General features: G+C 71.5%; 20 protein-coding genes and 1 riboswitch. Of the genes, 9 read left to right on the top strand and 11 right to left on the bottom strand.

Annotated features, from left to right (window positions below):
* The first annotated feature begins 79 nt into the window (after window positions 1-79).
* Complete coding sequence (locus ACFYXC_RS04065; protein WP_388919515.1) at window positions 80-1,315, top strand: glycosyltransferase 87 family protein; 1,236 nt, start codon at window positions 80-82, stop codon at window positions 1,313-1,315.
* Window positions 1,316-1,347: 32 nt separating this feature from the next.
* Here the strand turns inward: ACFYXC_RS04065 and ACFYXC_RS04060 are convergent, their stop codons facing one another.
* The 5 genes from ACFYXC_RS04060 to ACFYXC_RS04040 form a co-directional block, all read right to left on the bottom strand.
* Window positions 1,348-2,592: a hypothetical protein gene (locus ACFYXC_RS04060; protein ID WP_389546535.1), complete on the bottom strand. Its 1,245-nt coding sequence runs from the start codon at window positions 2,590-2,592 to the stop codon at window positions 1,348-1,350.
* Window positions 2,593-2,624: 32 nt separating this feature from the next.
* Window positions 2,625-3,635 carry an NlpC/P60 family protein gene (locus ACFYXC_RS04055; RefSeq protein WP_388919509.1) on the bottom strand — a complete coding sequence of 337 codons (1,011 nt, stop codon included), beginning with the start codon at window positions 3,633-3,635 and terminating at the stop codon, window positions 2,625-2,627.
* A gap of 229 nt (window positions 3,636-3,864) precedes the next feature.
* On the bottom strand, window positions 3,865-4,896 hold the full coding sequence (locus ACFYXC_RS04050) for an NlpC/P60 family protein (RefSeq protein ID WP_389546530.1): 1,032 nt from the start codon (window positions 4,894-4,896) through the stop codon (window positions 3,865-3,867).
* Window positions 4,897-5,250: 354 nt separating this feature from the next.
* The gene (locus tag ACFYXC_RS04045) at window positions 5,251-6,600 is read right to left on the bottom strand and encodes an NYN domain-containing protein (protein WP_389546528.1); all 1,350 of its coding nucleotides are present in this window, start codon (window positions 6,598-6,600) and stop codon (window positions 5,251-5,253) included.
* 35 nt (window positions 6,601-6,635) lie between these two features.
* On the bottom strand, window positions 6,636-6,875 hold the full coding sequence (locus ACFYXC_RS04040) for a hypothetical protein (RefSeq protein ID WP_389546525.1): 240 nt from the start codon (window positions 6,873-6,875) through the stop codon (window positions 6,636-6,638).
* Window positions 6,876-7,030: 155 nt separating this feature from the next.
* On the opposite strand from ACFYXC_RS04040, the gene ACFYXC_RS04035 reads away from it, so the two are divergent.
* From ACFYXC_RS04035 to ACFYXC_RS04005, 7 genes are all read left to right on the top strand, one after another.
* Complete coding sequence (locus ACFYXC_RS04035; RefSeq protein ID WP_388919497.1) at window positions 7,031-7,780, top strand: rhomboid family intramembrane serine protease; 750 nt, start codon at window positions 7,031-7,033, stop codon at window positions 7,778-7,780.
* Complete coding sequence (locus tag ACFYXC_RS04030) at window positions 7,777-8,058, top strand: Lrp/AsnC family transcriptional regulator (RefSeq protein ID WP_388919494.1); 282 nt, start codon at window positions 7,777-7,779, stop codon at window positions 8,056-8,058. Before ACFYXC_RS04035 ends, ACFYXC_RS04030 begins: the two co-directional genes overlap by 4 nt.
* A gap of 118 nt (window positions 8,059-8,176) precedes the next feature.
* A complete protein-coding gene (locus ACFYXC_RS04025; RefSeq protein ID WP_389546522.1) occupies window positions 8,177-8,503 on the top strand; it encodes a small secreted hydrophilic protein in 327 nt (108 codons plus the stop codon).
* Window positions 8,504-8,573: 70 nt separating this feature from the next.
* Entirely contained in the window at window positions 8,574-10,028 is a 1,455-nt protein-coding gene (locus ACFYXC_RS04020) for an ATP-binding protein (protein WP_389546785.1), read from the top strand.
* 58 nt (window positions 10,029-10,086) lie between these two features.
* Window positions 10,087-10,749, top strand: coding sequence for a response regulator transcription factor (locus ACFYXC_RS04015; RefSeq protein WP_388919486.1), 663 nt, complete (start codon window positions 10,087-10,089; stop codon window positions 10,747-10,749).
* 72 nt (window positions 10,750-10,821) lie between these two features.
* Complete coding sequence (locus tag ACFYXC_RS04010) at window positions 10,822-12,240, top strand: SLC13 family permease (RefSeq protein WP_389546518.1); 1,419 nt, start codon at window positions 10,822-10,824, stop codon at window positions 12,238-12,240.
* Between the two features lie 29 nt (window positions 12,241-12,269).
* A complete protein-coding gene (locus ACFYXC_RS04005) occupies window positions 12,270-13,514 on the top strand; it encodes a glycerate kinase (protein WP_389546515.1) in 1,245 nt (414 codons plus the stop codon).
* On the opposite strand, the gene ACFYXC_RS04000 is transcribed toward ACFYXC_RS04005, so the two are convergent.
* The 6 genes from ACFYXC_RS04000 to ACFYXC_RS03975 form a co-directional block, all read right to left on the bottom strand.
* Entirely contained in the window at window positions 13,427-14,854 is a 1,428-nt protein-coding gene (locus tag ACFYXC_RS04000; RefSeq protein ID WP_389546512.1) for an aminotransferase class V-fold PLP-dependent enzyme, read from the bottom strand. The two genes, ACFYXC_RS04005 and ACFYXC_RS04000, sit on opposite strands and share 88 nt — an antisense overlap.
* 181 nt (window positions 14,855-15,035) lie before the next feature.
* Window positions 15,036-15,152, bottom strand: a riboswitch (SAM riboswitch).
* 174 nt (window positions 15,153-15,326) lie between these two features.
* A complete protein-coding gene (gene trpD / locus ACFYXC_RS03995; RefSeq protein WP_388925146.1) occupies window positions 15,327-16,391 on the bottom strand; it encodes an anthranilate phosphoribosyltransferase in 1,065 nt (354 codons plus the stop codon).
* A 117-nt stretch (window positions 16,392-16,508) separates the two neighbouring features.
* The gene (locus ACFYXC_RS03990; protein ID WP_388925142.1) at window positions 16,509-18,167 is read right to left on the bottom strand and encodes a cytochrome bc complex cytochrome b subunit; all 1,659 of its coding nucleotides are present in this window, start codon (window positions 18,165-18,167) and stop codon (window positions 16,509-16,511) included.
* A complete protein-coding gene (locus ACFYXC_RS03985; protein WP_388925139.1) occupies window positions 18,164-19,231 on the bottom strand; it encodes a Rieske 2Fe-2S domain-containing protein in 1,068 nt (355 codons plus the stop codon). Before ACFYXC_RS03985 ends, ACFYXC_RS03990 begins: the two co-directional genes overlap by 4 nt.
* On the bottom strand, window positions 19,228-20,037 hold the full coding sequence (locus ACFYXC_RS03980) for a c-type cytochrome (RefSeq protein WP_388925135.1): 810 nt from the start codon (window positions 20,035-20,037) through the stop codon (window positions 19,228-19,230). Before ACFYXC_RS03980 ends, ACFYXC_RS03985 begins: the two co-directional genes overlap by 4 nt.
* Before the next feature lie 64 nt (window positions 20,038-20,101).
* Entirely contained in the window at window positions 20,102-20,722 is a 621-nt protein-coding gene (locus tag ACFYXC_RS03975; protein ID WP_107017430.1) for a heme-copper oxidase subunit III, read from the bottom strand.
* A 211-nt stretch (window positions 20,723-20,933) separates the two neighbouring features.
* Here ACFYXC_RS03975 and ACFYXC_RS03970 point away from each other — a divergent pair, with 211 nt between their 5' ends.
* Complete coding sequence (locus tag ACFYXC_RS03970; RefSeq protein ID WP_389546506.1) at window positions 20,934-21,335, top strand: hypothetical protein; 402 nt, start codon at window positions 20,934-20,936, stop codon at window positions 21,333-21,335.
* Window positions 21,336-21,376 lie beyond the last annotated feature (41 nt).

Here is a 21,376-nt window from a genome sequence, read left to right as displayed (position 1 = left end):
CGCGCTTCACCGCTCTCGCACAGCCGCGCGGGGGATCATGGCCGTTCAAGGGATCCGTACGGACAAGGGGCAGGTGGGCATGGCGGCAGTCAGGGGGCCGAGGTTCCCGTTTCCGATGCTGCTCGTCTGGGTCCTGACGAGGCTGCTCCTGCTGCTCTTCGTCTTCAAGGTGTTCGTGTTCCCCGGCCCGGACGTCACGAGCGACGTCGCCGTGACCTACCAGAACTGGTACGAGGTCCTGCGCACCGGCACCTTCCCGCTGGACGACGTGACCTGGCAGTATCCGCCGGCCGCCGCGCTCGCGATCCTCTCCCCCGCGCTGCTGCCGTTCCTCGCCTACACGGAGGCGTTCTTCGTCCTCGCGTTCGCCGCCGACCTGTTCGCCCTCGCCCTGCTCCTGTACGCGGGCCGGCGCCCCGACAGGTCGCGGCGCGGCGCCTGGGTGTGGGTGGTGGGCGTGCCCCTGCTCGGGCCGACGGTGTACTCGCGGTACGACGTCATGGTGACCGCCGTCGCGGTGGCCGCGCTCCTCGCGGGCGTCCGGCACCCGAGGGTGATGGGCGTGTTCGCCGCGTTCGGCGCGCTGCTGAAGGTGTGGCCGCTGCTGCTGCTCGTGGGCACGACCGGGCGCCGGGCCTGGGGTGCCGCGGCGGCGACGGCCGCGGGCATCGCGCTGCTGTTCACCGCGGTGATGCCGGGCGCGTTCGCGTTCCTGACCTTCCAGCGTGACCGCGGTACCGAGGTCGAGTCCCTCGGCTCGCTGGTCTTCCACGTCGCCCGGCACCACGGCTGGGAGGGCCAGGTCCTGCTCAACTACGGCTCGGTGGAGTTCCTCGGCCCGTACGTCGACGTGGTGAGCACGGTGGCGCTGATGCTGACCGGGCTCGCGTTCGGCTGGGTGCTCCTGTGGCGGCTGTGCGCGACCCGGTTCCTGGTGCACACGGCCGCGGACGCCGCGTTCGTGGCGGTGCTCCTGTTCACCACGACGAGCCGGGTCATCAGCCCCCAGTACCTGGTGTGGCTGGTCGGTCTGGCCGCCGTGTGCCTGGTCTTCCGCGGCAGCCGGATGGGGCTGCCGGCGGGGATGGTGGTGGCTGCGAGCTTCTTCACCGTCCTGGAGTTCCCCGTCTACTTCTCGGACGTCGTCGGCAGCAGCCCCTTCGGGATCACCCTGCTCGTGATCCGCAACGGCCTGCTGGTCGCCGCGACCGTCACCGCGGGCGTGCTCCTGTGGCGCGACACCGTGTCGTACGCGGATCCGGCCCCGGCGCCCAGCCGGGCGACCCCCGCGGACGAGGAGTCCCTCACCCCCTGACCGCCCCTCGCCACGCGTCGCCCGTAAGCCATTCACCCGTCACCCGCCTCGGCGCTCTCACCCGCCCCGAGCCGGTCCCGCAGGTACTCCCGCCACAGTTCCGTGAACTCCTCCGGGGACGTGTCCAGGACCTCCCGCATCCCCGCCTCCACCGCCCCCGCCCGCTTCTCGTGGCCGCCCACGGCCCGGTAGAACTCGCCCAGCCGCACCTCGCCCCAGCGCTCGGCGATCATCCGGCAGGCCAGCCACCCGCTCTCGTAGGCCCGCGCCAGCTTCCCCGCGTCGCCGCCGAACCCGAAGTCCTTGTCGGCGGGCAGCGCGGCAGGGACCTGCCCGTCGGCCACCGCCCGTGTCAGCTCGGGCGCGGCCTGCACCGCCGAGCGGCCGGTGCCCCGGTAGCCGACCCAGTCCGCGTACCCCTCCGACAGCCACAGCGGGGTGGCCGCCGAGGTCGCGGCACGGGTGGCGACATGGGTCGTCTCGTGGGTGAGCACGACCTGCCGGCCGAAGGAGCCCAGCACCCCGTACGCCTCCGGGTTGACGATGATCCGGTCGGCGGGCGCCTCCCCCGCACCGCCCGCCTCGCCCGTGGTGACCGCGGCGATCCCCCGGTACCCGGACGCGGGCGCCCCCAGCAGCTCCGCCATCCCCTTCAGCGACTCCGGTACGAGGACGACGACCCGCCCCGGCCAGTCACCGCCCCACGCCTCCCGCACCGCGGGCACCGCGCGGTCGGCCAGGCCCGCATGACCGCGCAGGGCGCCGAGGGACTGCCCGACGCCCAGCACCAGGCTGTGCTCGCCGCGTACGGCCACCACGGTCCCCTGCTCCCACAGCTGCCGGCCGGAGTCGCCGGCGGGCCGGTCGTCGGTCACGTACCAGCGCCCCTCGACGCGGGTCAGGTTCAGCGTGCGGGCGGTGACGACGGGCGACCTGTCGTAGCCCGCTATGCGGTAGCGGAGGTCCGCGTCGGCCGTGGCGCGGTCGCCGGAGCGGCGCAGGCCGGTCACGCGGTACGACCAGTCGGCCAGCGGGACCGCCCGCAGGTTCCTGAACGCGGTGCGCGCCTCGGCCCGTTCGCCGGCGGCTGCGGGGCCCGGCGCCGCCGTCGCCACGAAGACCTTCTCGCTGCCGTCGCGGACGGCCGCCGCCCGCCGGTCGAGCACGCGCTGGACGTCGGCGGACGCGCTGTCGGTCCCCGAGGTGCCGCCGCAGCCGACCAGACCGGCCAGCAACAGCCCCACGACCCATTTCGGCGCACGTCCACGACCAGCCACGATCCAGATCGTACGGCGTCGGACCCGGTGGGTCAGGGGCGCGTCACGGCGGAGACGGGCATCATGCCCACCGGGTCGTAGCGCACGGGGGCGCCCGGGTAGGGCGCGTGGATCACCTGGCCGTTGCCGACGTACATGCCGACATGGCTGGCGTCGTCCCGGTAGGTGACGATGTCACCGGGCTGCGCCTGCGACAGCGGCACCTGCCGCCCGGCGTGCGCCTGGGCCTGCGAGGTGCGTGGCAGACCGACACCGGCCTGCGCGTACGACCACTGCGTCAGGCCCGAACAGTCGAAGCCGGAGGGCCCGTTGGCACCCCAGACGTACGGGCGGCCGACGGCGGAGCGGGCGGCCGCGACGGCGGCGGCGGCCCGGCCGGAGGACGGGACGGCTCCGGTGAGGTCGGGGGTCCGGCCGGAGCGGGAGGCCCGGTCGTAGGCGGCGCGGTCGTCGTCCGGCATCGAGTTGAGCAGCTGCCGCGCCTTGGACAGCTTCCGCTCGACGGTGCGCTTGTGCCGGGCGACCGCCGCACGGCTCCTGTCCAGTTCGGAGAGCTTGCGGGTGGCCTCCGCGCGGTCCTGGCCCAGGTCGCGCATGGCGGTCTGGAGTTCTCTGAGCTCCCCGGCCTGGCGGGCGCTGATGCGCTCGATCGCGGCCGCCTTGTCGAGGTAGTCGTCGGGATCGTCGGAGAACATCAGTGCCAGCGACGGGTCGAGGCCGCCGGAGCGGTACTGGGCCCCGGCAAGCGAACCGAGCGCGTCCCGCATGGTGTTGATGCGGTCCTGCTGGCGGGCGATCCGGTCCTGCGCCCTGTCCACCTCGTCGTGCAGGGTGTCGGCGCGCTCGTCGGCCCTGTTGTACGACTCGGTGGCCTTCTCGGCCTCCTCGTACAGCCGGTCCACCTCGGCGCGCTTGTCGTCCTGCGGCGCGGCGCCGGCCGGCAGGACACCGAGGGCCGCGGCCGCGGCGGTCAGTACGCAGAGGGTGGCGCCTCGTGCGCCCCGGTCGAAGCCGGACGGTGCCGGGCGGCGATGAAACCCCACAGGAAGCCGCTCTCCCTTCCGCTGACGGTCCCCCGGAGTTGGGGGAAACGCGCCAGAGAGTAGCCGTGCGACTACGCGGAGACCAAAGACCGTGACGGGCACACAACGTGACGCCCCGCCTCAGACGCAGGTCATGGGCGGGGCACGGGGTCAGCGGGGGCCACGGGAATTCGCCCGTTCGGGCGGCGTGGCGGTCGGCCTTCAGGGGGATCCCGGAGGGCTGCTTCCGTCAGACGCGGACGCCGAACTGGAAGGAGCCGATCGTGCTCATCGACTCGAGGCGGACGACGGTGCCCGGCTTCGGGGCGTGCAGCACCACGCCGTTGCCGGCGTACAGGCCGACGTGCGCCAGGCTGTTGAAGAAGACCAGGTCGCCGGGCTTGAGCGCGCTGCGGCCGATCTTCACGCCGTCGTTCTGCTGGGTGTACGTGGTCCGGGTGATCGACACACCGGCCTGGCTGTACGCCCACTGCGTGAGACCGGAGCAGTCGTAGGAGTTGGGGCCGCTGCCACCGGAGACGTACGGCTTGCCCATCTGGGTCTTCGCGGCGGCGAGGGCGGCGGCACCGCGCTCGGAGGCCGGGACCTCGTTGCCGAGTTCGACGCGGTCACCGGCGGAGCGGCTGGCACGCTCGTCCGCCTTGGTGATGGCCGCCTTCTCCGTGGCGGTCAGGCTGTTGAGCAGCCGCTGCGCGTCGGCGAGCTTGCTCTGGACTTCCTTCTTCTTCTTGCCCAGGGTCTTGCGGGTGTCGGAGAGCTCCTTGAGCTTGCCGGCCGCTTCCTGACGCTGCTGGGCGAGGACCCGCTGCTTCTCCTGGACCTTCTTCAGCGCCTCGACCTGCTGGGCGCTCAACTGGTCGATGGTGGACGCCTTGTCGAGGTAGTCGTCCGGGTCCGAGGAGAGGAAGAGCTGCACGGAGGGGTCGATGGCACCCGTCCGGTACTGGGAGCTGGCCATCAGACCGAGGCCGTCACGCATGGAGTTGAGGTCGTCCTGGCCGCGGGCGACCTGGTCCTGGAGAGTGTCGATCTCCTTCTCCAGCTTCTCCTGCTTCTCCTCGGCGCCGTTGGCCTTGTCGGTGGCGCGCTCGACCTCTTCGTAGAGCTTGTCGACCTTGGCCTTGACCTCGTCCTTGCTGGGCTTCTCGCTGGGCGCGGCGTTGGCCGCCTGCGAGCTGAGGGCGACGGCCGCGGCTGCGGCTGTGGTGAGCACGGTCACGCGGGTGCGGCTCGGCTGCTTCGGTCGACGGTGGGACGCCACGGAGGCGAGCTCCTTCATTACCTCAGCCGCCCACCGAAGACGCCGGTTGGCGGTGCCCCTCCACCGTCACTCCCAATGAGTGATCACCCGAGTGGAGGTTCGACGCCTGACCCTAGTGATGATCCTGTGATCAGTTCAAATCCTCCTCGGAAAAATCTCGGCCCTCGAGCGTTTTCTTTGCACTCGACTCACCTGCGGTGACGCCCACTTGACGCTACGTGGCCCACAGGTCACGTCAATCAGGGCAAGGAGACCATGCGTTGCTCTTGGGACGTCCGGAACCTATGTGACGTACGGGACAGAAGGGGGGCCGCTGATCAGCGGCGCGTCCTGGTTACCCGCACCGGCCGGATCTCAACCCCTGGAGAGGCGCTTGAGCAGCACCGCGGAAGCCACCGGGCGGGCCCCCGCGCTCGCCACGCCGTCGGCCACCTCGCGGTCCGTGGAGACGACGATGACGGGCCGCCCGGGCGGTTCCGCGCGCACGAGCTGGCGGATCAGCTCGTCCGCGGTGACCCCCGGCTTGGAGAACAGCACCCGCACCCCGCGGGGCGGCGCGAGCAGCACCGGGGCGGCCAGCTCGGCGCCGTCGAAGACACAGGTGACCTCGGCGCCGGTCTGCGCGGCCAGTTGCGAGAGCTGACCGAGGAGCCGCAGCCGCTGCTTCTCCAGCGGCATCTGCGGATAGCCGGTCTTGGTGACGTTGTAGCCGTCGACGACCAGATGCGCCTGCGGCAGCGCGAGCAACTGGTCGAGGATGGCGGGGTCGTTCTCGGACAGCGCCCGGGCCGCGATGTCCTTCGGCGTCATCCGTCCCGGTTCGACCGCGTCGACGGTCTCCGCGGGGCGCACCGACACCGGCGGCAGGGCGAGTTCGCGGCGCAGCCCCTGCGCCGCGTCGAGCACGGTGTCGAGGAGCAGCCGTACCCGCATGTCCTCGACGCTGCGTCCCTCGCGGGCCGCGCGGCGGGTGGCCTCCAGGGACGCCTCGACCTCGCCGAGCCGCTGTTTGAGCCGCCGCGTCTCGCTCTCGGCGGCCGACACCTGGGCCTGCCCCTCGGCCCGTACGGAGTCCATCTCGCCCCGCAGCTTGCGCAGGGCGGCCTCGCCGCGCTTGACGTCGCTGAGGGCCCCGCGCAGCTTGCGGTGAAGCGATTCCGCTTCCTTCTTCGCCGCGTCCAGTTCGGTCCGCAGCCGTTCCGTCTCGACGCGGATCTGGCCACGGGCCCCGGCGAGTTCCTCGCGCAGCCGCTCCAGCTCGGCGCGGCTCTCCTCGTCGGCGCGCTCGGCGTCCGCCCGCAGGGCCTCTTCGCCCGCGGCGGTCACCAGCTTCACCCAGCCCGGGGGCCGCAGCACATAGGCCGCGGCGGCCACGTCCAGCGGATCGGCGGCCGGCGGGGGCGCGCCGGAGTCGAGGGCGCCGGCCAGCTCGGCCTGCGCCTCTCTGAGCTTCTCGGCGATGCGCTGTCTGAACAGCGGGTCGGTCTCCATGGCCGCCGCCATCGCGGTACCCGCGAACTTGGCACGGCGGTTGGGGGCGAAGCGGGCATACTGTCGCAACTGGGTGGGCAGTTCGGACACGGTCAGCCCGCCGAAGCCGTCGGAGACGATCTGGACGACCCGGCGGCGCACACCGTCGGGCAGCGGACGGTCGAGCACCTCGGCGTCGCCGTCGTCCGGCTCCCCGCCTGTGGTCTCGGCCATCCTTCACCCCATCGTCCGTGCGGGGCCCGCTCCTGTCAGGAGCCGGCGCCCGGCCTGTCCACCAGTTCCACCTGATCCACCGCGTTGCACCACCGGCAGCGCACGGACTCGATGGTCTCACTGACCACCTCGCGCTCCTCGATCTCCGGTTCCCCCGCCAGGTCCAGATGCACGTACTCGACGACCTTCGACGAACGCGTCACGTCGAAGCGCGTGAGGTTGCCGCAGAGCGTGCAGCGCCACCGGGTCTCGGCGGTCGGGGAGGGAACCGTCATCGTGGCAGTCGCTCTCTTTCCTCGGTCTTCGTGCCGCACCAGTGTCCTGGAGCGTGTGGCTCGTAACCCTACGGCCTGGCGGGTACTCGACGCCCGTCCGCCGGAAGCGGCGAGGCGCTCTGCACTGTTCGGTCCCGTTACGTCATGCTCTGCTCATGTTCGGCAACCGGGGTACCTCCGCCACCAGGGCGGTCAGAGCGGTCGGGACGGCCCGGGGGCACGCCGCCCCGGTGACCCACGGGCTGATCGCCCTGTGCTGTCTGCTCTTCGTGATCGGCCCGGCCTCGGGCCTCAGTCCTTCGTACGGCACCGGTGACGAACTCCTGTCCGCGCAGCGCGCCTATTTCGAGCGGTGGGGCGTGGTGCCCGTCGAACTGTTCCGGGGGACGCCGCGGGCCGCCGCGACCCCGGCCACCGCGCTGTTCGTGCACGGCAGCTGGCTGCATCTGCTGGGCAACATGCTCTTCCTCTACGTCTTCGGCGCGATGGCCGAGGAGAGGATGGGCCACTTCCGGTTCGTCCTCTTCTACGTCGGCTGCGGCTGTCTCGCCCTGCTCGGGTACGCGGGGGCCCACGCCGACTCCGCGCAGGCCCTCGTCGGCGCCTCGGGAGCGATCTCCGCGGTCCTCGGCGCGTTCCTCTACCTGTTCCCCAAAGCCCGGGTGACCAGTCTTTTCCCGTTCCTCTTCTTCCTGCCGCTGCGGTTCCCCGCCTGGGTGGTGCTGCCGTTCTGGGTGTCGCTGCAGTGGCTGGCCGCGGGGCGCGCGACCCAGGGCCCCGGAGTCGCCTATCTGGCGCACCTGCTGGGCTTCTCCGCGGGCTTCCTCTGCGCGTGGGTGCTGTACGGGCGTCCGGCTAGAGTGAAATCCCCAGCGCCGGCCACCGAGGGAGAAAACCAGCCGTGATCACCGCGATCGTGCTCATCAAGACCAGCGTGGACCGGATTCCCGAGATCGCCGAGTCGATCGCGGCGCTGGACAGCGTCAGCGAGGTCTTCTCGGTGACCGGGACCTACGACCTGATCGCCATGGTCCGGGTGACGGCCCACGACGACCTGGCCGATGTCATTCCCGGCATGATCAGCAAGATCCCCGGGGTGCAGGGCACGGACACGCACGTGGCGTTCCGCACGTACTCGCAGCACGACCTGGAGGCGGCGTTCGCGATCGGGCTGGACAACTAGCCCGTCAGGGAGCCGTGCCCCGGTGCGGGAGCGGGGTGGGATCGGGTGCGGGGTGGGATGAAGAGTTCTTCATCGTGCGCTCATGCGCGGCGGCCGGTGCCCGCCGCAGGATCGCCCCATGGTCTTCTCCCATCGGATCGCGGCCCTCGCCGCCGTCGTGGTGATTCCCCTGGGGATCGCCGCCACCAGTTACGCCCTCACCGACAGTCCTGAGGCCCCGAAGGTGCCGCCCAAGGTGGAGCTGGGCAGCGGTTCCCCCTCCGCCACACCCGGCACCGCGGAGCCGGCCCCGGCTCCGACCGCGACCCCGACAGCGACACCGACCCCCAGCGACGAGGTCGTGTCACGACCTCCGGTGAGTGACGACGATGACGACGACGGACCCGGTGACGACGGCGCGGGGGACGACGGACCGGGGGACGACGGACCGGGGGACGACGGCTGACGCCGCCCCCGGCCGGGTGCGCCGGCGGGTCTCGGCCCGGGTCCGCATCCTGCTCTGGCTGCTCCTCGTGATGACCGTGGCCTTCGCCGCCGTGGCCACGACCACCCGCTCGATCCTGCTGCGGGACGTCGACTCCCGGGTCAGCGGCCTGCTGGCCCAGGAGACCGGCGAGTTCGCGCACTTCGAGGAGCGGGGGGTGGACCCCGCGACCGGGCAGCCGTTCGACGACCCCGGACGTCTGCTGCGCGTCTTCCTGGAGCGGCAGTACGCCGACCCCGACGAGGAACTGCTGGGCCTGCTGGCGGGCCCCGCGGGAGCGGCCCCGGCCAAGCTCGTCCAGGACCGGGAGATCCCCGTGGAACTGCCCCTGCACCGGGACGCGGCGAGCCGGCGCCGGATCCTCGCGTCCACCGCCTCCACGGGTACGCTGCACCGCGCCGCCGGGGACGTCCGGTGGGCCAAGGTGTCCATCGCCCGCCCGGGCGGGGAGCCGGAGGCCGCCTTCGTCGTCGCGTTCCACCCGGGGCGCGAACAGGCCCGCGCGAACGAGGTGTTCCGCATCCTGCTCGCCATCTGCGGGGTGGCGCTGCTGATGACGACGGGGATCGGCTGGGTGGTGGCCGGCCGCATCCTGAAGCCCGTACGGCTGGTCCGCACCGCCGCCGCGCAGCTCACCGAGCAGGACCTCACCCGGCGCATCCCGGTCCGCGGCCACGACGACATAGCCGCGCTGGCCGAGACGTTCAACGCCATGCTGGACCGCCTGGAGCGCGCCTTCGCCGCCCAGCGGGAGTTCGTCGACGACGCGGGCCACGAGCTGCGCACCCCGATCACCATCGTGCGCGGCCACCTGGAGCTGATGGGCGACGATCCGGCCGAGCGCGAGGAGACCGTCCGCCTGGTCACCGACGAGCTGGACCGGATGAGCCGCATCGTCGAGGACCTGCTGCTCCTCGCCAAGGCCGAGCGCCCCGACTTCGTCGCCCCGGAGCCGGTCCAGCTCGCGGAGCTCACCGCCGACGTCTTCGTCAAGGCCCGCACGCTCGGCGACCGCCACTGGGAGCTGGCCGAGGTCGCCGAGGGCGAGGCCCGGCTGGACCCGCAGCGCATCACCCAGGCGATGGTGCAGCTCGCGCAGAACGCCGTCCAGCACACCGCTCCCGGCCAGACGATCCGTATCGGCTCGCGTCTCCTCGGCCCGCACGGTCCCGTCCCGCACACCCATGGCGCACGCGTCGAGCTGTACGTGTCCGACTCCGGCCCCGGTGTGCAGCCGCAGGACGCCGAGGTCATCTTCGAACGCTTCCGCCGCGGCACCGCCCGGCGCGGCACCCGGGGCACCGGCGCGGGCCTCGGTCTGTCGATCGTGCGGGCGATCGCGGAGGGGCACCGCGGCGGCCGGGTACTGCTGCGCGAGACCGAGGGCGGCGGGGCCACCTTCGCCCTCCTGCTCACGCCGGACATCACCCCGGAACCCGCCCCAGGATCCACCCGGGAACTCCCCCCGGAAGAGGAACGCCCATGACCGGAAGACCCACGCCCGGAACTCCCATGACAGGAACGCCCATGACAGGACGGCACGCGTGAAACGGATCCTCATCGTCGAGGACGAGGAGCGCATCGCCTCCTTCGTGGAGAAGGGCCTGCGCGCCGGCGGCTTCACCACGACCGTCGTGGCGGACGGCGACACGGCCTACGAATACGCCCTGACCGGCGGCTTCGACCTGGTCGTCCTCGACATCGGGCTGCCCGGGCGGGACGGCTTCACCGTGCTGCGCGAACTGCGCGAAGCCCGGGTCACCGTCCCGGTGATCGTGCTGACCGCCCGGGACTCCGTACGCGACACGGTGGCCGGCCTGGAGGGCGGCGCCGACGACTGGATGACCAAGCCGTTCCGCTTCGAGGAACTCCTCGCGCGGGTGCGGCTGCGGCTGCGCACGGCGGCGGGGGCACCCGAGGTCACCGTGCTGCGCGGCGGCGACCTCACCCTCGACCTGCGGACGCGGCGGGCCCGGGCGGGTGAGCGGACGGTCGACCTGACGGCCCGTGAGTTCGTGCTGCTCGAACTGTTCCTGCGGCACCCCGGGCAGGTGCTGTCGCGGGAGCAGATCCTGTCCCACGTGTGGGGGTACGACTTCGACCCGGGCTCCAACATCGTCGACGTGTACGTGCGGGCGCTGCGGAAGAAGCTGGGAGCGGAGCGGGTGGAGACCGTGCGGGGCATGGGGTACCGGCTCCCGGCCTGACGGGCGCGGGGGTGAAGTTTCCTTCATGCGGGGCTCATCCAGGGCTCACCGCCCGGCTGAACTCTGGGTGTCGTGAGCCTGAACCCCCGTCAAGCCGCCACCCTCTGCGTGGCCCTGAGTCTCTGTGCCCTGCTGTGCGTGCCCGGGAACTTCCCCGGTCTCGGCGGTGACGCGCGGCTGACCCTCGCCGTCTTCGCGCTGGCGACCTGCGCGTGGATCGGCACCCCCATCGACGACACGTACATCGCCCTGGGCGCGGGACTCGCGCTGACCGTGACCGGCGTGATCAACAGCGAGACGCTCTTCGGCACCCTCGGTGACTCGACGGTCTGGCTGCTGATCTGCGCCTTCGTGCTCGCGGCCGCGGTGACCCGGACCGGGCTCGCGGGGCGGGCGGCGGCGTTCCTGGTGGGCGGGGCCCGGACCGTGCGCCAACTCGTGCATCTGACCACGGCGGCGCTGGTCGTCACGGCGTTCGCGGTGCCCGCCACCTCCGGCCGGGCCGCGCTCGCGCTGCCGGTGTTCCTCGCGCTCGCCAAGGTGCTGGCCGACCGGAGACGACTGGTCGTGATGCTGGCGCTGCTCTTTCCGACCGTGATCCTTCTGTCGGCGGTGGCGACCCTGATCGGCGCGGGCGCACATCTGATCACGGTGTCGGTGCTGTGGGAGACGACCGGGGAGCGTATCGACTTCACCCAGTGGCTGCTGCTCGGTCTGCCGCTGGCCGTGGTGTCCTCCCATCTGGCGGCCGAGACCGTGCTGCTGACGACCACCCGGTGGGCGGACCGCCGAACTCCCGTACGCGTCACGGCCGACGACATCCAGCAGCACAGCGAGCAGCCGGTCACCGGCCCCTGGTCGCCCGCCGAGTCGCGCTGCGCGCTGCTGCTCGCCACGGTGGTCGTGCTGTGGTGCAGCGAGCCGCTCCACCAGGTGTCCCCCGCCGTCGTCGCCCTGATCGGCGCGGTCGTCGCGGCCTCACCCGCCCTCGGCACGGTGCGCCTCAAGGACGCCCTGCGGACCGTGCCCTGGTCGCTGCTCCTGTTCATGGCCGCGACGATGGCGATGGGCGTCGCACTCGCCGACTCGGGGGCGGCGCGGTGGCTGGTGTCCGGCCTGCCCGCGGACGTGGACCCGTGGCTCTTCCTGGCGCTGGTCGTCGTGGTGAGCACGGCGGCCCACCTCGTGCTCCAGTCCCGCTCGGCCCGCTCGTCCGTCCTCGTCCCGCTGGTGGTCGCGGCGGCCGTGGGCGCGGGCGTCAACCCGGTGGCCGCCGCGCTGGCGTCCACCGCGGCGGCGGGCTTCTGCCACACCCTGCCGGCCTCGGCCAAGCCGGTCACGCTCTTCGCCGACCTGCCCGGCACACCGACGTACACCCCGCGCGACCTGCTGCGCCTGTCCGCGGTCCTCGCCCCGCTGACGGCCGCCCTCGTCCTGCTCTTCGCCCTCGCCGTGTGGCCGCTGCTCGGCGTCCCCGTCCTCACCCCCTGAAGCACCGAAGCTCTGAAGGAGCCCTGTTCATGCTGACCCGTTTCGCCGTCGCCCCCAGCGGTTTCAAGGAGTCCCTGTCCGCCCCGGCCGCGGCCGAGGCCATCGCGGCGGGCGTCCTGCGTGTCGTCCCGGACGCCGAGGTCGACCTCATCCCGCTGGTGGACGGCGGCGAGGGCACCGCCAGGGCCCTCGCCTCGGCCACCGGCGGCCGGCTGGTGGCCCTGCCCGCCACCGGCCCGCTAGGCGAACCCGTCGGGACGCACTTCGCGCTGCTCGGCGCGGGCGGCACGGCGGTGGTGGAGATGGCGGCCGTGGCGGGCCTCTCCCTCGTCCCGCACGGCCTGCGCGACCCGGGCGCCACCACCACGTACGGCGTGGGCGAGCTGATCGGCGCGGCCCTCGACAAGGGCGTACGCCGGGTGCTCGTCGGCTGCGGCGACTCCGGTACGTCGGACGGCGGCGCGGGCGCCCTCCAGGCGCTCGGGGCCCGGCTGCTCGACGCGGACGGTTTCGAACTCCCGCGGGGTGGCGGGGAGCTGGTGCGTCTCAGCCGTATCGACCCGTCGGGCCTCGACCCCCGGCTCGCGGACGTGGAACTGCTGGTCGCCTGCAATCCGTACAACGTGCTCTGCGGTGAACTGGGCGTGGCCCGGGTCTTCGGTCCGCAGAAGGGGGCGCCGCCCGCCCAGGTCGAGCTGCTGGCGGACGGCCTGGAGAACTGGGCCCGCGTCCTCACCCGGGACCTCCGTGTCACCGGCGACCTGTACGGCGGCGCGGGTACGGGGGCCTCCGGCGGTCTGGGCGCGGGTCTCGCCGCTCTCGGCGCCCGGCTCCTCCCCCGCTTCGAGGTGCTCCTGGACCATCTCGACCTGGACGCCCGGCTGGCCCGCGCCGACCTGGTCCTCACCGCCGAGGGCTCCCTGGACCACCAGACCCCGCGGGGCAAGGTCCCGGCGGAGGTGGCCCGGCGGGCCAAGCTGCACGGGCGCCCGGTGCTGGCCCTGGCGGGCACCCTCGGCGAGGGCGCGCACACCGTGCCCGGCGTGGACGCCTGCAGCGGGATCCTGCCCGCCCCGATGGCGCCGGCCGAGGCGTTCCTGCGCGCCGGGGAGCTCCTCACCGACGCGACGGAGCGGGCGCTGCGCATGGTGGTGCTCGGCGCCCGGCTGCCCGCCGGGCCCCGGCCTCAGACGGCCGGACCGGTGCCCGAACGGGTCCCCGCGGGGTTCTCCGTACCGGCGTCCGGGACGCACCGCCCGTCCTCCGTACGGTAGTTCCAGCGGGCGCCGTCCGTGACGAGCTCCTTCACCGCCCGCAGGAACCGCTCCACGTGCTCGTCGGGGGTGCCCGCGCCGAAGCTGACCCGGATGGCGTTCAGCGACTTCTCGCCGGGCGCGGCCTCGGGGGCGCCGCACTCGCCCTGGGACTGCGGGTCGCTGCCGAGGAGCGTACGGACGAGGGGATGGGCGCAGAAGAGGCCGTCGCGGACGCCGATGCCGTACTCGGCGGAGAGCGCGGCGGCGAAGTGCGAGCTGTTCCAGCCGTCGACGACGAAGGAGATCACGCCGACGCGCGGGGCGTCGTCGCCGAAGAGCGAGAGCACGCGGACCTCTGGCACCTCGGCGAGGCCCCGGCGGACGGCGTCGACGAGGTGCTGCTCACGGGCGACCAGCGTGTCGAAGCCGGCCTCGGTGAGGGCCTTGCAGGCGGAGGCGATGGAGTAGGCGCCGATGACGTTGGGCGAGCCGGCCTCGTGCCGCGCGGCACTCTCGTGCCACTCGACGTCGACCCCGCCGTCCGTACGCCGCGACACCTTCCGCGAGGCGCCCCCGCCGGCGAGGTACGGGGCGGCCTCGCGCAGCCAGTCGAAGCGCCCCGCGAGCACACCGGAGCCGAAGGGCGCGTACAGCTTGTGTCCGGAGAACGCGACCCAGTCCACGTCCAGTTCCCGTACGGACACGGGGTGGTGGGGCGCGAGCTGGGCCGCGTCGAGCACGATCCGGGCGCCGTGCGCGTGGGCGGCGGCGGCCAGTTCCGTCACGGGCCACAGCTCGCCGGTGACGTTCGAGGCGCCGGTGACGCACACGAGGGCCGGCCCGTGCGGGTCGCGTCCGGCGAGTGCCCGCTCCAGCGTCGCGACGGCCTCGGCCGGGGTGCGCGGCGCGTCGAGGTACGTGACGCGGGCGTCCTGCCACGGCAGCAGGGACGCGTGGTGCTCGGTCTCGAAGACGAAGACCTGGCAGCCGGCCGGCAGGGCGGTGGCGAGGAGGTTCAGGGAGTCGGTGGTGGACCGGGTGAAGACGACCTCGTCGTCGTCGCGGCAGCCGAGGAACTCCGCGACGGTCCTGCGCGCGTTCTCGAAGAGGTCGGTGGAGAGCTGGGAGAGGTATCCGGCGCCCCGGTGCACGCTCCCGTAGTACGGGGCGTACGCGGCCACGTCGTCCCACACCCGCTGGAGGGCGGGGGCGCTGGCGGCGTAGTCGAGCGCTGCGTAGGTGACCTCGCCACCGGTCACGAGCGGGACGGTGACGTCGCGGCCGAGCACCGGCAGGGGCTCGGCGGTGCCGGTGGCACAGAGGGCGGTCCGGTCGGCGGCAGCGGTGGAGACAGACATGGCGAGCTCCTGTGGGGCAGGCGGAGTCACTGCGCGAGCGGGCGGGCGGCTCGGCACAGGGAAGTGAACGGGAAGGGGGTACGCGGAGGTGGGGCTCGGCGCCCTATCGCATTCGCTTGCTCATGAAAGGCTCCCTCGAACGACCAGGACCCCTGGTGTCTCCGCCCACTGAGCGGCGAGGGGTCCGCGCTTGCCGTAGACCTCACTGCCTACGACCTGGTCTTCACCCGGGGCACCCCGCCACGGACGGAGGGTTGCCGGACAGTCGGCCGGGGCCTCATGACTGTCACTCATGACCTGCCAGAATCCTGCCATACGATCACCACGACGCAACCCGGTGTCCGCGATGCGGGACGAGAATCGCGGTCGGACGCGGGCACGTCGTGGCTGATCGCGCAGTTCCCCGCGCCCCTGGGTACCTGAGGGCGCGGGGAACTGCGCGACAAGCCCCCACCGGCCCGCGGACGACGTACTACGAGTTGGACGCGGCCACCCACCGCTCAAGCACCTTCAACGCGGCGCCCGAATCGATCGCCTCCGCGGCGCGAGCCATCCCCGCCCGGATCTGGTCCGCGAGCGAAGCGGAACCGGGCGACAGAGCCACCAGCGCGGCGGCCGAGTTCAGCAGCACCGCGTCCCGCACGGGCCCCCGCTCACCCCCCAGCAACCGCCGCGCGACATCCGCGTTGTACGAGGCGTCGGCCCCCCGCAGCGCCTCCACCGGCACCAGGTCGATCCCCACGTCCCGCGGGTCGAAGCGCTCCTCACGCACCGCCCCGTCCCGTACGACCCACACCCGGGACGTGGACGTGGTGGTCAGCTCGTCGAGGCCGTCGTCGCCGCGGAAGACGAGCGAGGAGTTGCCGCGCTCGGCGAGGACTCCGGCCACGATCGGTGCCATCGGCGCGTGCGCCACCCCGACCGCCTGCGCCCGCACCCGCGCGGGGTTGGTGAGCGGGCCGAGGAAGTTGAAGGTCGTGCGGATCCCCAACTGCCCCCGCGCCGCGGCCACATGGCGCAGCGCCGGATGGAACTTCACCGCGAAGCAGAAGGTGATCCCGGCCTCCTCGGCCACCTCGGCCACCCGCCGCGGTGTCAGCTCCAGATTGACGCCGAGCTTCTCCAGCACGTCCGAGGCACCGGACGCGGAGGACGCCGCGCGGTTGCCGTGCTTGACGACCTTGGCACCCGTACCGGCGATGACGACGGCCGACATCGTGGAGATGTTGACGGTCTTCGCGCCGTCCCCGCCCGTGCCGACGATGTCGACGGTCTCCCCCGGCACCTCGATCACGTTGGCGTGCGCGTACATCGTGCGGACCATGCCGGAGATCTCGTCGACGGTCTCGCCCTTGGCGCGCAGGGCGACCGCGAACCCGGCGATCTGGGCGTCGGTCGCCTCGCCCCGCATGATCAGGTCCATCGCCCAGGCCGTGTCGTCGGCGCCGAGGTCGCGCCCCTCCAGCAGGCCGTTCAGGAGGGCGGGCCAGGAACGGCCCGCCGCGAAGTCGCCTCCAGCGGGGGTCACAGCACTCATCTGCCGCTCCTGGGTTCGTGTTCGTGGACGTGGGTCCACCCTATCCAGCCCCCGGGACGGCAAAGAGCCCCGTCCATCGAATGGACGGGGCTCCTGCCGTGGCGAACGGGGCGGGGATCAGTGGTGGCCGTGGCCGCTCGTGATCTCCTTGTACTCCTCGGCGGTGGGCTTCGGGATCTGGCTGTCCTCGCCGTAGTAGGCGTTGCTCAGCTTGGCCCGGAGCTTCTGCGGGGCCTTCACCTTGCGCTCGACACCGTTCTCGTCGACCGCGGGGCCGATCTCGGCCGGCTTGTACTGCTCGTGCGCCGTGAGGGTGTGCATGGCCTCCTGGCTGAGCGGCTCGTGCACCTCGACGAACTCACCGTGCGGCAGGCGCTTGATGATGCCCGACTCGCGGCCGTGCAGCACCTTGTCCCGGTCCCGGCGCTGCAGGCCGAGGCAGATCCGCTTGGTGACGACGAACGCGATGACCGGTCCGACGAAGAAGCCGATCCGGACGAACCAGGTGACCGCGTTGATCGACAGATGGAAGTGCGTGGCGACGATGTCGTTGCCACCACCGATCAGCATGATCATGTACGCGGTGACCCAGGCGACGCCGAAGGCCGTACGGGTCGGGGCGTTGCGCGGCCGGTCCAGGATGTGGTGCTCGCGCTTGTCCCCGGTGACCCAGGACTCGATGAACGGGTAGAGCGCGATGATCGCCAGGAAGAGGCCGAAGACCACCAGCGGGATCAGCACACCGAGGACCAGGGTGTGGCCCCAGAAGTTGATCTCCCAGCCGGGCATGGCCCGGATCAGCCCCTCGGCGAAGCCCATGTACCAGTCGGGCTGGGCGCCCGTGGACACCTGGTCCGGCCGGTAGGGCCCGAGGACCCAGATCGGGTTGATGGACGCGACCGCGGACAGCATGGCGATGAACCCGAAGACCAGGAAGAAGAAGCCTCCGGCCTTGGCCATGTAGACCGGCAGCAGCGGCATGCCGACGACGTTCTTGTTGGTCTTGCCGGGACCCGCGAACTGGGTGTGCTTGTGGTAGAAGACCAGGATCAGGTGGCCGACCACGAGCCCCAGCATGATGCCGGGCAGCAGCAGGATGTGGATCGAGTAGAACCGCGCGACGAAGTCGCCGCCCGGGAACTCCCCGCCGAACAGGAACATCGAGATGTACGTGCCGACGATCGGCATCGACAGGATGGCGCCCTGGGTGAAGCGGACACCGGTGCCGGAGAGCAGGTCGTCCGGGAGCGAGTAGCCGGTGAACCCGGTGAACATGCCCAGGACGAACAGCAGGAAGCCGAACAGCCAGTTGATCTCACGCGGCTTGCGGAACGCGCCGGTGAAGAACACGCGCATCATGTGCACGAACATGCCGGCCAGGAAGACGACGGCCGCCCAGTGGTGGATCTGCCGGATGAGCAGACCGCCGCGGACGTCGAAGCTGATGTCCAGCGTGGAGGCGAACGCCTCCGACATCAGCTGTCCCTGGAGCGGGACGTAGCTTCCGTGGTACTCGATCTCGTTCATCGAGGGGTGGAAGAACAGCGTCAGATACACACCCGTGAGGATGATGATCAGGAAGCTGTAGAGGCAGATCTCGCCCAGCATGAAGGACCAGTGGTCCGGGAAGATCTTGCGCATGTTGGCCTTGGCCAGGGAGTAGATCCCCAGCCGGCCGTCGGCCCAGTCGGCGACCCGCTCGCCGGCCGGGGCCTTGTCGCGGGAACGCCCCGGCGCGTCGGCGCCCGAGGGGTTCGGAGTGGTCGTAGTGCTCATCCGCGCTCCCAGAATGCAGGACCGACGGGCTCTTCGAAGTCGCCGAGCGCCTCGAGGTAGCCCTCGTCGTTCACACCGATACGCAGCTGCGGCAGGGCGTGACCGGCCGGGCCGAAGATCACTCGGGCACCGTCGGAGAGGTCGAAGGTGGACTGGTGACAGGGGCAGAGGACGTGGTGCGTCTGCTGCTCGTACAGGGAGATCGGGCAACCGACGTGGGTGCAGATCTTCGAGTACGCCACGATGCCCTCGTGGGACCATTCGAGCTCACGCTTGTCCTTGATGTTCTCCGGCTGCAGCCGGACGATCATCAGGGCCGCCTTGGCGATCTCGACCTGGAACTCGTGGTCGTGCTCCTCCAGGCCCTCGGGCTTGGCGAAGGTGAGCGAGCCCACGGCGACGTCGGAGGGGCGCAGCGGCTCGTCGGTGTTCATGTTGACGAGCAGCTTGCCCTTGCGCCACATCGTGTGCCGCAGCTTGTCCTCCGGCAGCGGACCGAGGTCGCGCAGCAGGACGATGCCGGACAGCGGGAACAGGGTCAGCGCGCCGAACATCGTGTTGCGGATGAGCTTGCGGCGGCCGAGCGCGGATTCCTTCGCGCCCTGCTTGAAGTCGGCCAGCACCTTGGCCTTGACCTCGGGCTCCGCCGCGATGGGGTGGCGCTCGTCGGCGATCTCCACGTCGGACATCAGGGTGCGGGCCCAGTGGACCGCGCCCGCGCCGATGCAGAACAGCGCCAGGCCGAGCGTCATGCCCAGGGCGAAGTTCAGACCGCTGATGTGGCCGAGCGGGAAGATGTAGACGATCCGGTCGGCCGGGATCGTCACGAAGGACGCGATGAACCCGACCGTGGCCAGCATCGAGAGCGTGAACAGCAGGGCGACCGTGCGCTCGGAGCGCTTGGCGGCCCGCTCGTCGATGTCCTGGATGCGGTGCTCGTGCGGCGGCAGGCCGGGATCCGCGAACGGGTGCTTCTCGTCCGCCACGCTCACGTCACCGTGCGCGTGCTCGTCGACGGCCCGCGCGGCGGGCAGGTTCTCTTCTGGAATGTCTTGGCTACTCATGACTTCTTGGCCTTTGCGGTCCGGGCGGCGACCCACACGGCGACGGCGATCAGTCCGCCGAGACCGAAGATCCAGCCGAAGAGACCTTCACTGACCGGCCCGAGGCCGCCCAGCTCCAGACCGCCGGGGCTCTCCGAGTCGTCGCTGTTGACCGCGTCGAGGTACGCGATGATGTCCTTCTTGTTCTGCTCCGTCAGCGTGGTGTCGGGGAAGGACGGCATGTTCTGCGGGCCGGTCTGCATGGCCTCGTAGATGTGCTTCGGGTCGACACCCTCCAGCGACGGGGCGTACTTGCCGTTCGTCAGCGCGCCACCCTTGCCGGTGAAGTTGTGGCACTGGGCGCAGTTGGTGCGGAAGAGGTCTCCGCCCTTGGCGATGTCCGCGCCCTTGGGGTCGTACTGCTCCTCGGTCGGCACGTTGGGACCGGCACCCAGCGAGGCGATGAACGCCGCGAGCTGGTCGATCTCGGCCTGCGAGTAGATGTTCTTCTTTTCCGGAACCTGCGCGCCGGGCTGCTGGGCCGGCATACGGCCGGTGGCGACCTGGAAGTCCACGGCCGCGGCGCCCACGCCCACCAGGCTCGGACCGTCGGTGCTGCCCTCACCGCCGGTGCCGTGGCAGGTCGCGCAGCCGACGGCGTAGAGCTTCTTGCCCTCGTCGATGGCGAGGGACTGGGCGGCGGTGTCGGCCTGTGCCTTGTCCGCGGGCGCGAACGCGGTGTACAGCCCCCCGGTGGCCGCCAGCGCGAGGAGTAGGACGACGACCGCCGCCAGCGGATGGCGTCGTCGTGCGGAGAGCTTTTTCACGGATTACCCCGGTGTCAGGATCTTCTGCGTCGATGCTTCTGGAATGTACGCGGGACGGACCCGGCTACTTGATCATGTAGATCGTGGCGAAAAGGCCGATCCAGACGACATCGACGAAGTGCCAGTAGTAGGACACGACGATTGCGGCGGTCGCCTGCTCGTGCGTGAACCTGCGGGCCGCGTAGGTGCGCCCGAGGACCAGCAGGAAGGCGATGAGGCCACCCGTCACGTGCAGGCCGTGGAAGCCGGTCGTCAGGTAGAACACCGAGCCGTACGGGTCCGACGAGAGCGACAGGCCCTCGTGCTTGACCAGCTCGGTGTACTCGTAGACCTGGCCGCCGATGAAGATCGCACCCATCACGAAGGTGACGATGAACCACATCCGCAGCTTCTTCACGTCCCCGCGCTCGGCGGCGAACACGCCCAGCTGGCAGGTGAGGGAAGAGAGCACCAGGATCGTGGTGTTGGTCGCCGAGAACGGGAAGTTCAGGGCGGACGCCATTTCCTTCCAGTGGTCGGGACCGGTCACCGATCGGAGGGTGAAGTACATCGCGAAGAGGGCCGCGAAGAACATCAGCTCGGAACTCAGCCAGATGATGGTTCCGACGCTGGTGAGGTTCGGCCTGTTGACCGACGGGTGCGCGTGCCCGGTATCTACTGTCGTTGCTGTCGCCACGACCGACATTATGTCGGTCGCTTATCCCGCCCTCACCCCGGGGGGTGCCGTTCGGGGTGTCCGCGGGGTGTGTCCAGCCCATATGGCCCATCGAAGCCCTGTCCGAACCGCTGTTGAGCACGGGGGCGAGGGAGTAGCATCCGCGCATCGGACGCTGTCCGTGTCTGTCCCGCCCTGTCTCCACGACCTGTCTCTACGACGCTGACGTCCCGGAGGAAGAATGCAGCCGACCGCAACGGTGCTGGTCTACAGCGACGACTCCAACACCCGCGAACAGGTGCGGCTCGCGACGGGGCGCAGGCCCGCCACCGACGTCCCCCTGGTGGAGTTCGTCGAGTGCGCGACCCCTGCCGCGGTCGTCAAGGAACTCGATCGCGGCGGCATCGACGTGTGCGTGCTGGACGGGGAGGCGGTTCCCGCGGGCGGGATGGGGATCTGCCGGCAGATCAAGGACGAGATCTTCGACTGCCCGCCGGTGCTGCTGCTGATCGGGCGGCCGCAGGACGCGTGGCTCGCCACGTGGAGCCGGGCCGAGGCGGCCGTGACCCTGCCGGTGGAGCCGGTGGAGTTCGCTGCCGCCCTGGCGGGGCTGCTCCGCAGTAAGCGGGCCCTGAGCGCGTAGCGCCGCCGGCGGTCACCTGCGCGGCGGGTGCGGTCCGTTGT

The sequence above is a fragment of the Streptomyces sp. NPDC002701 genome, assembly GCF_042889045.1.
Classification (GTDB): Bacteria; Actinomycetota; Actinomycetes; order Streptomycetales; family Streptomycetaceae; genus Streptomyces.
Note: the sequence above shows the minus strand (reverse complement) of the source record. Positions and strands in the feature narration are given on the sequence as shown.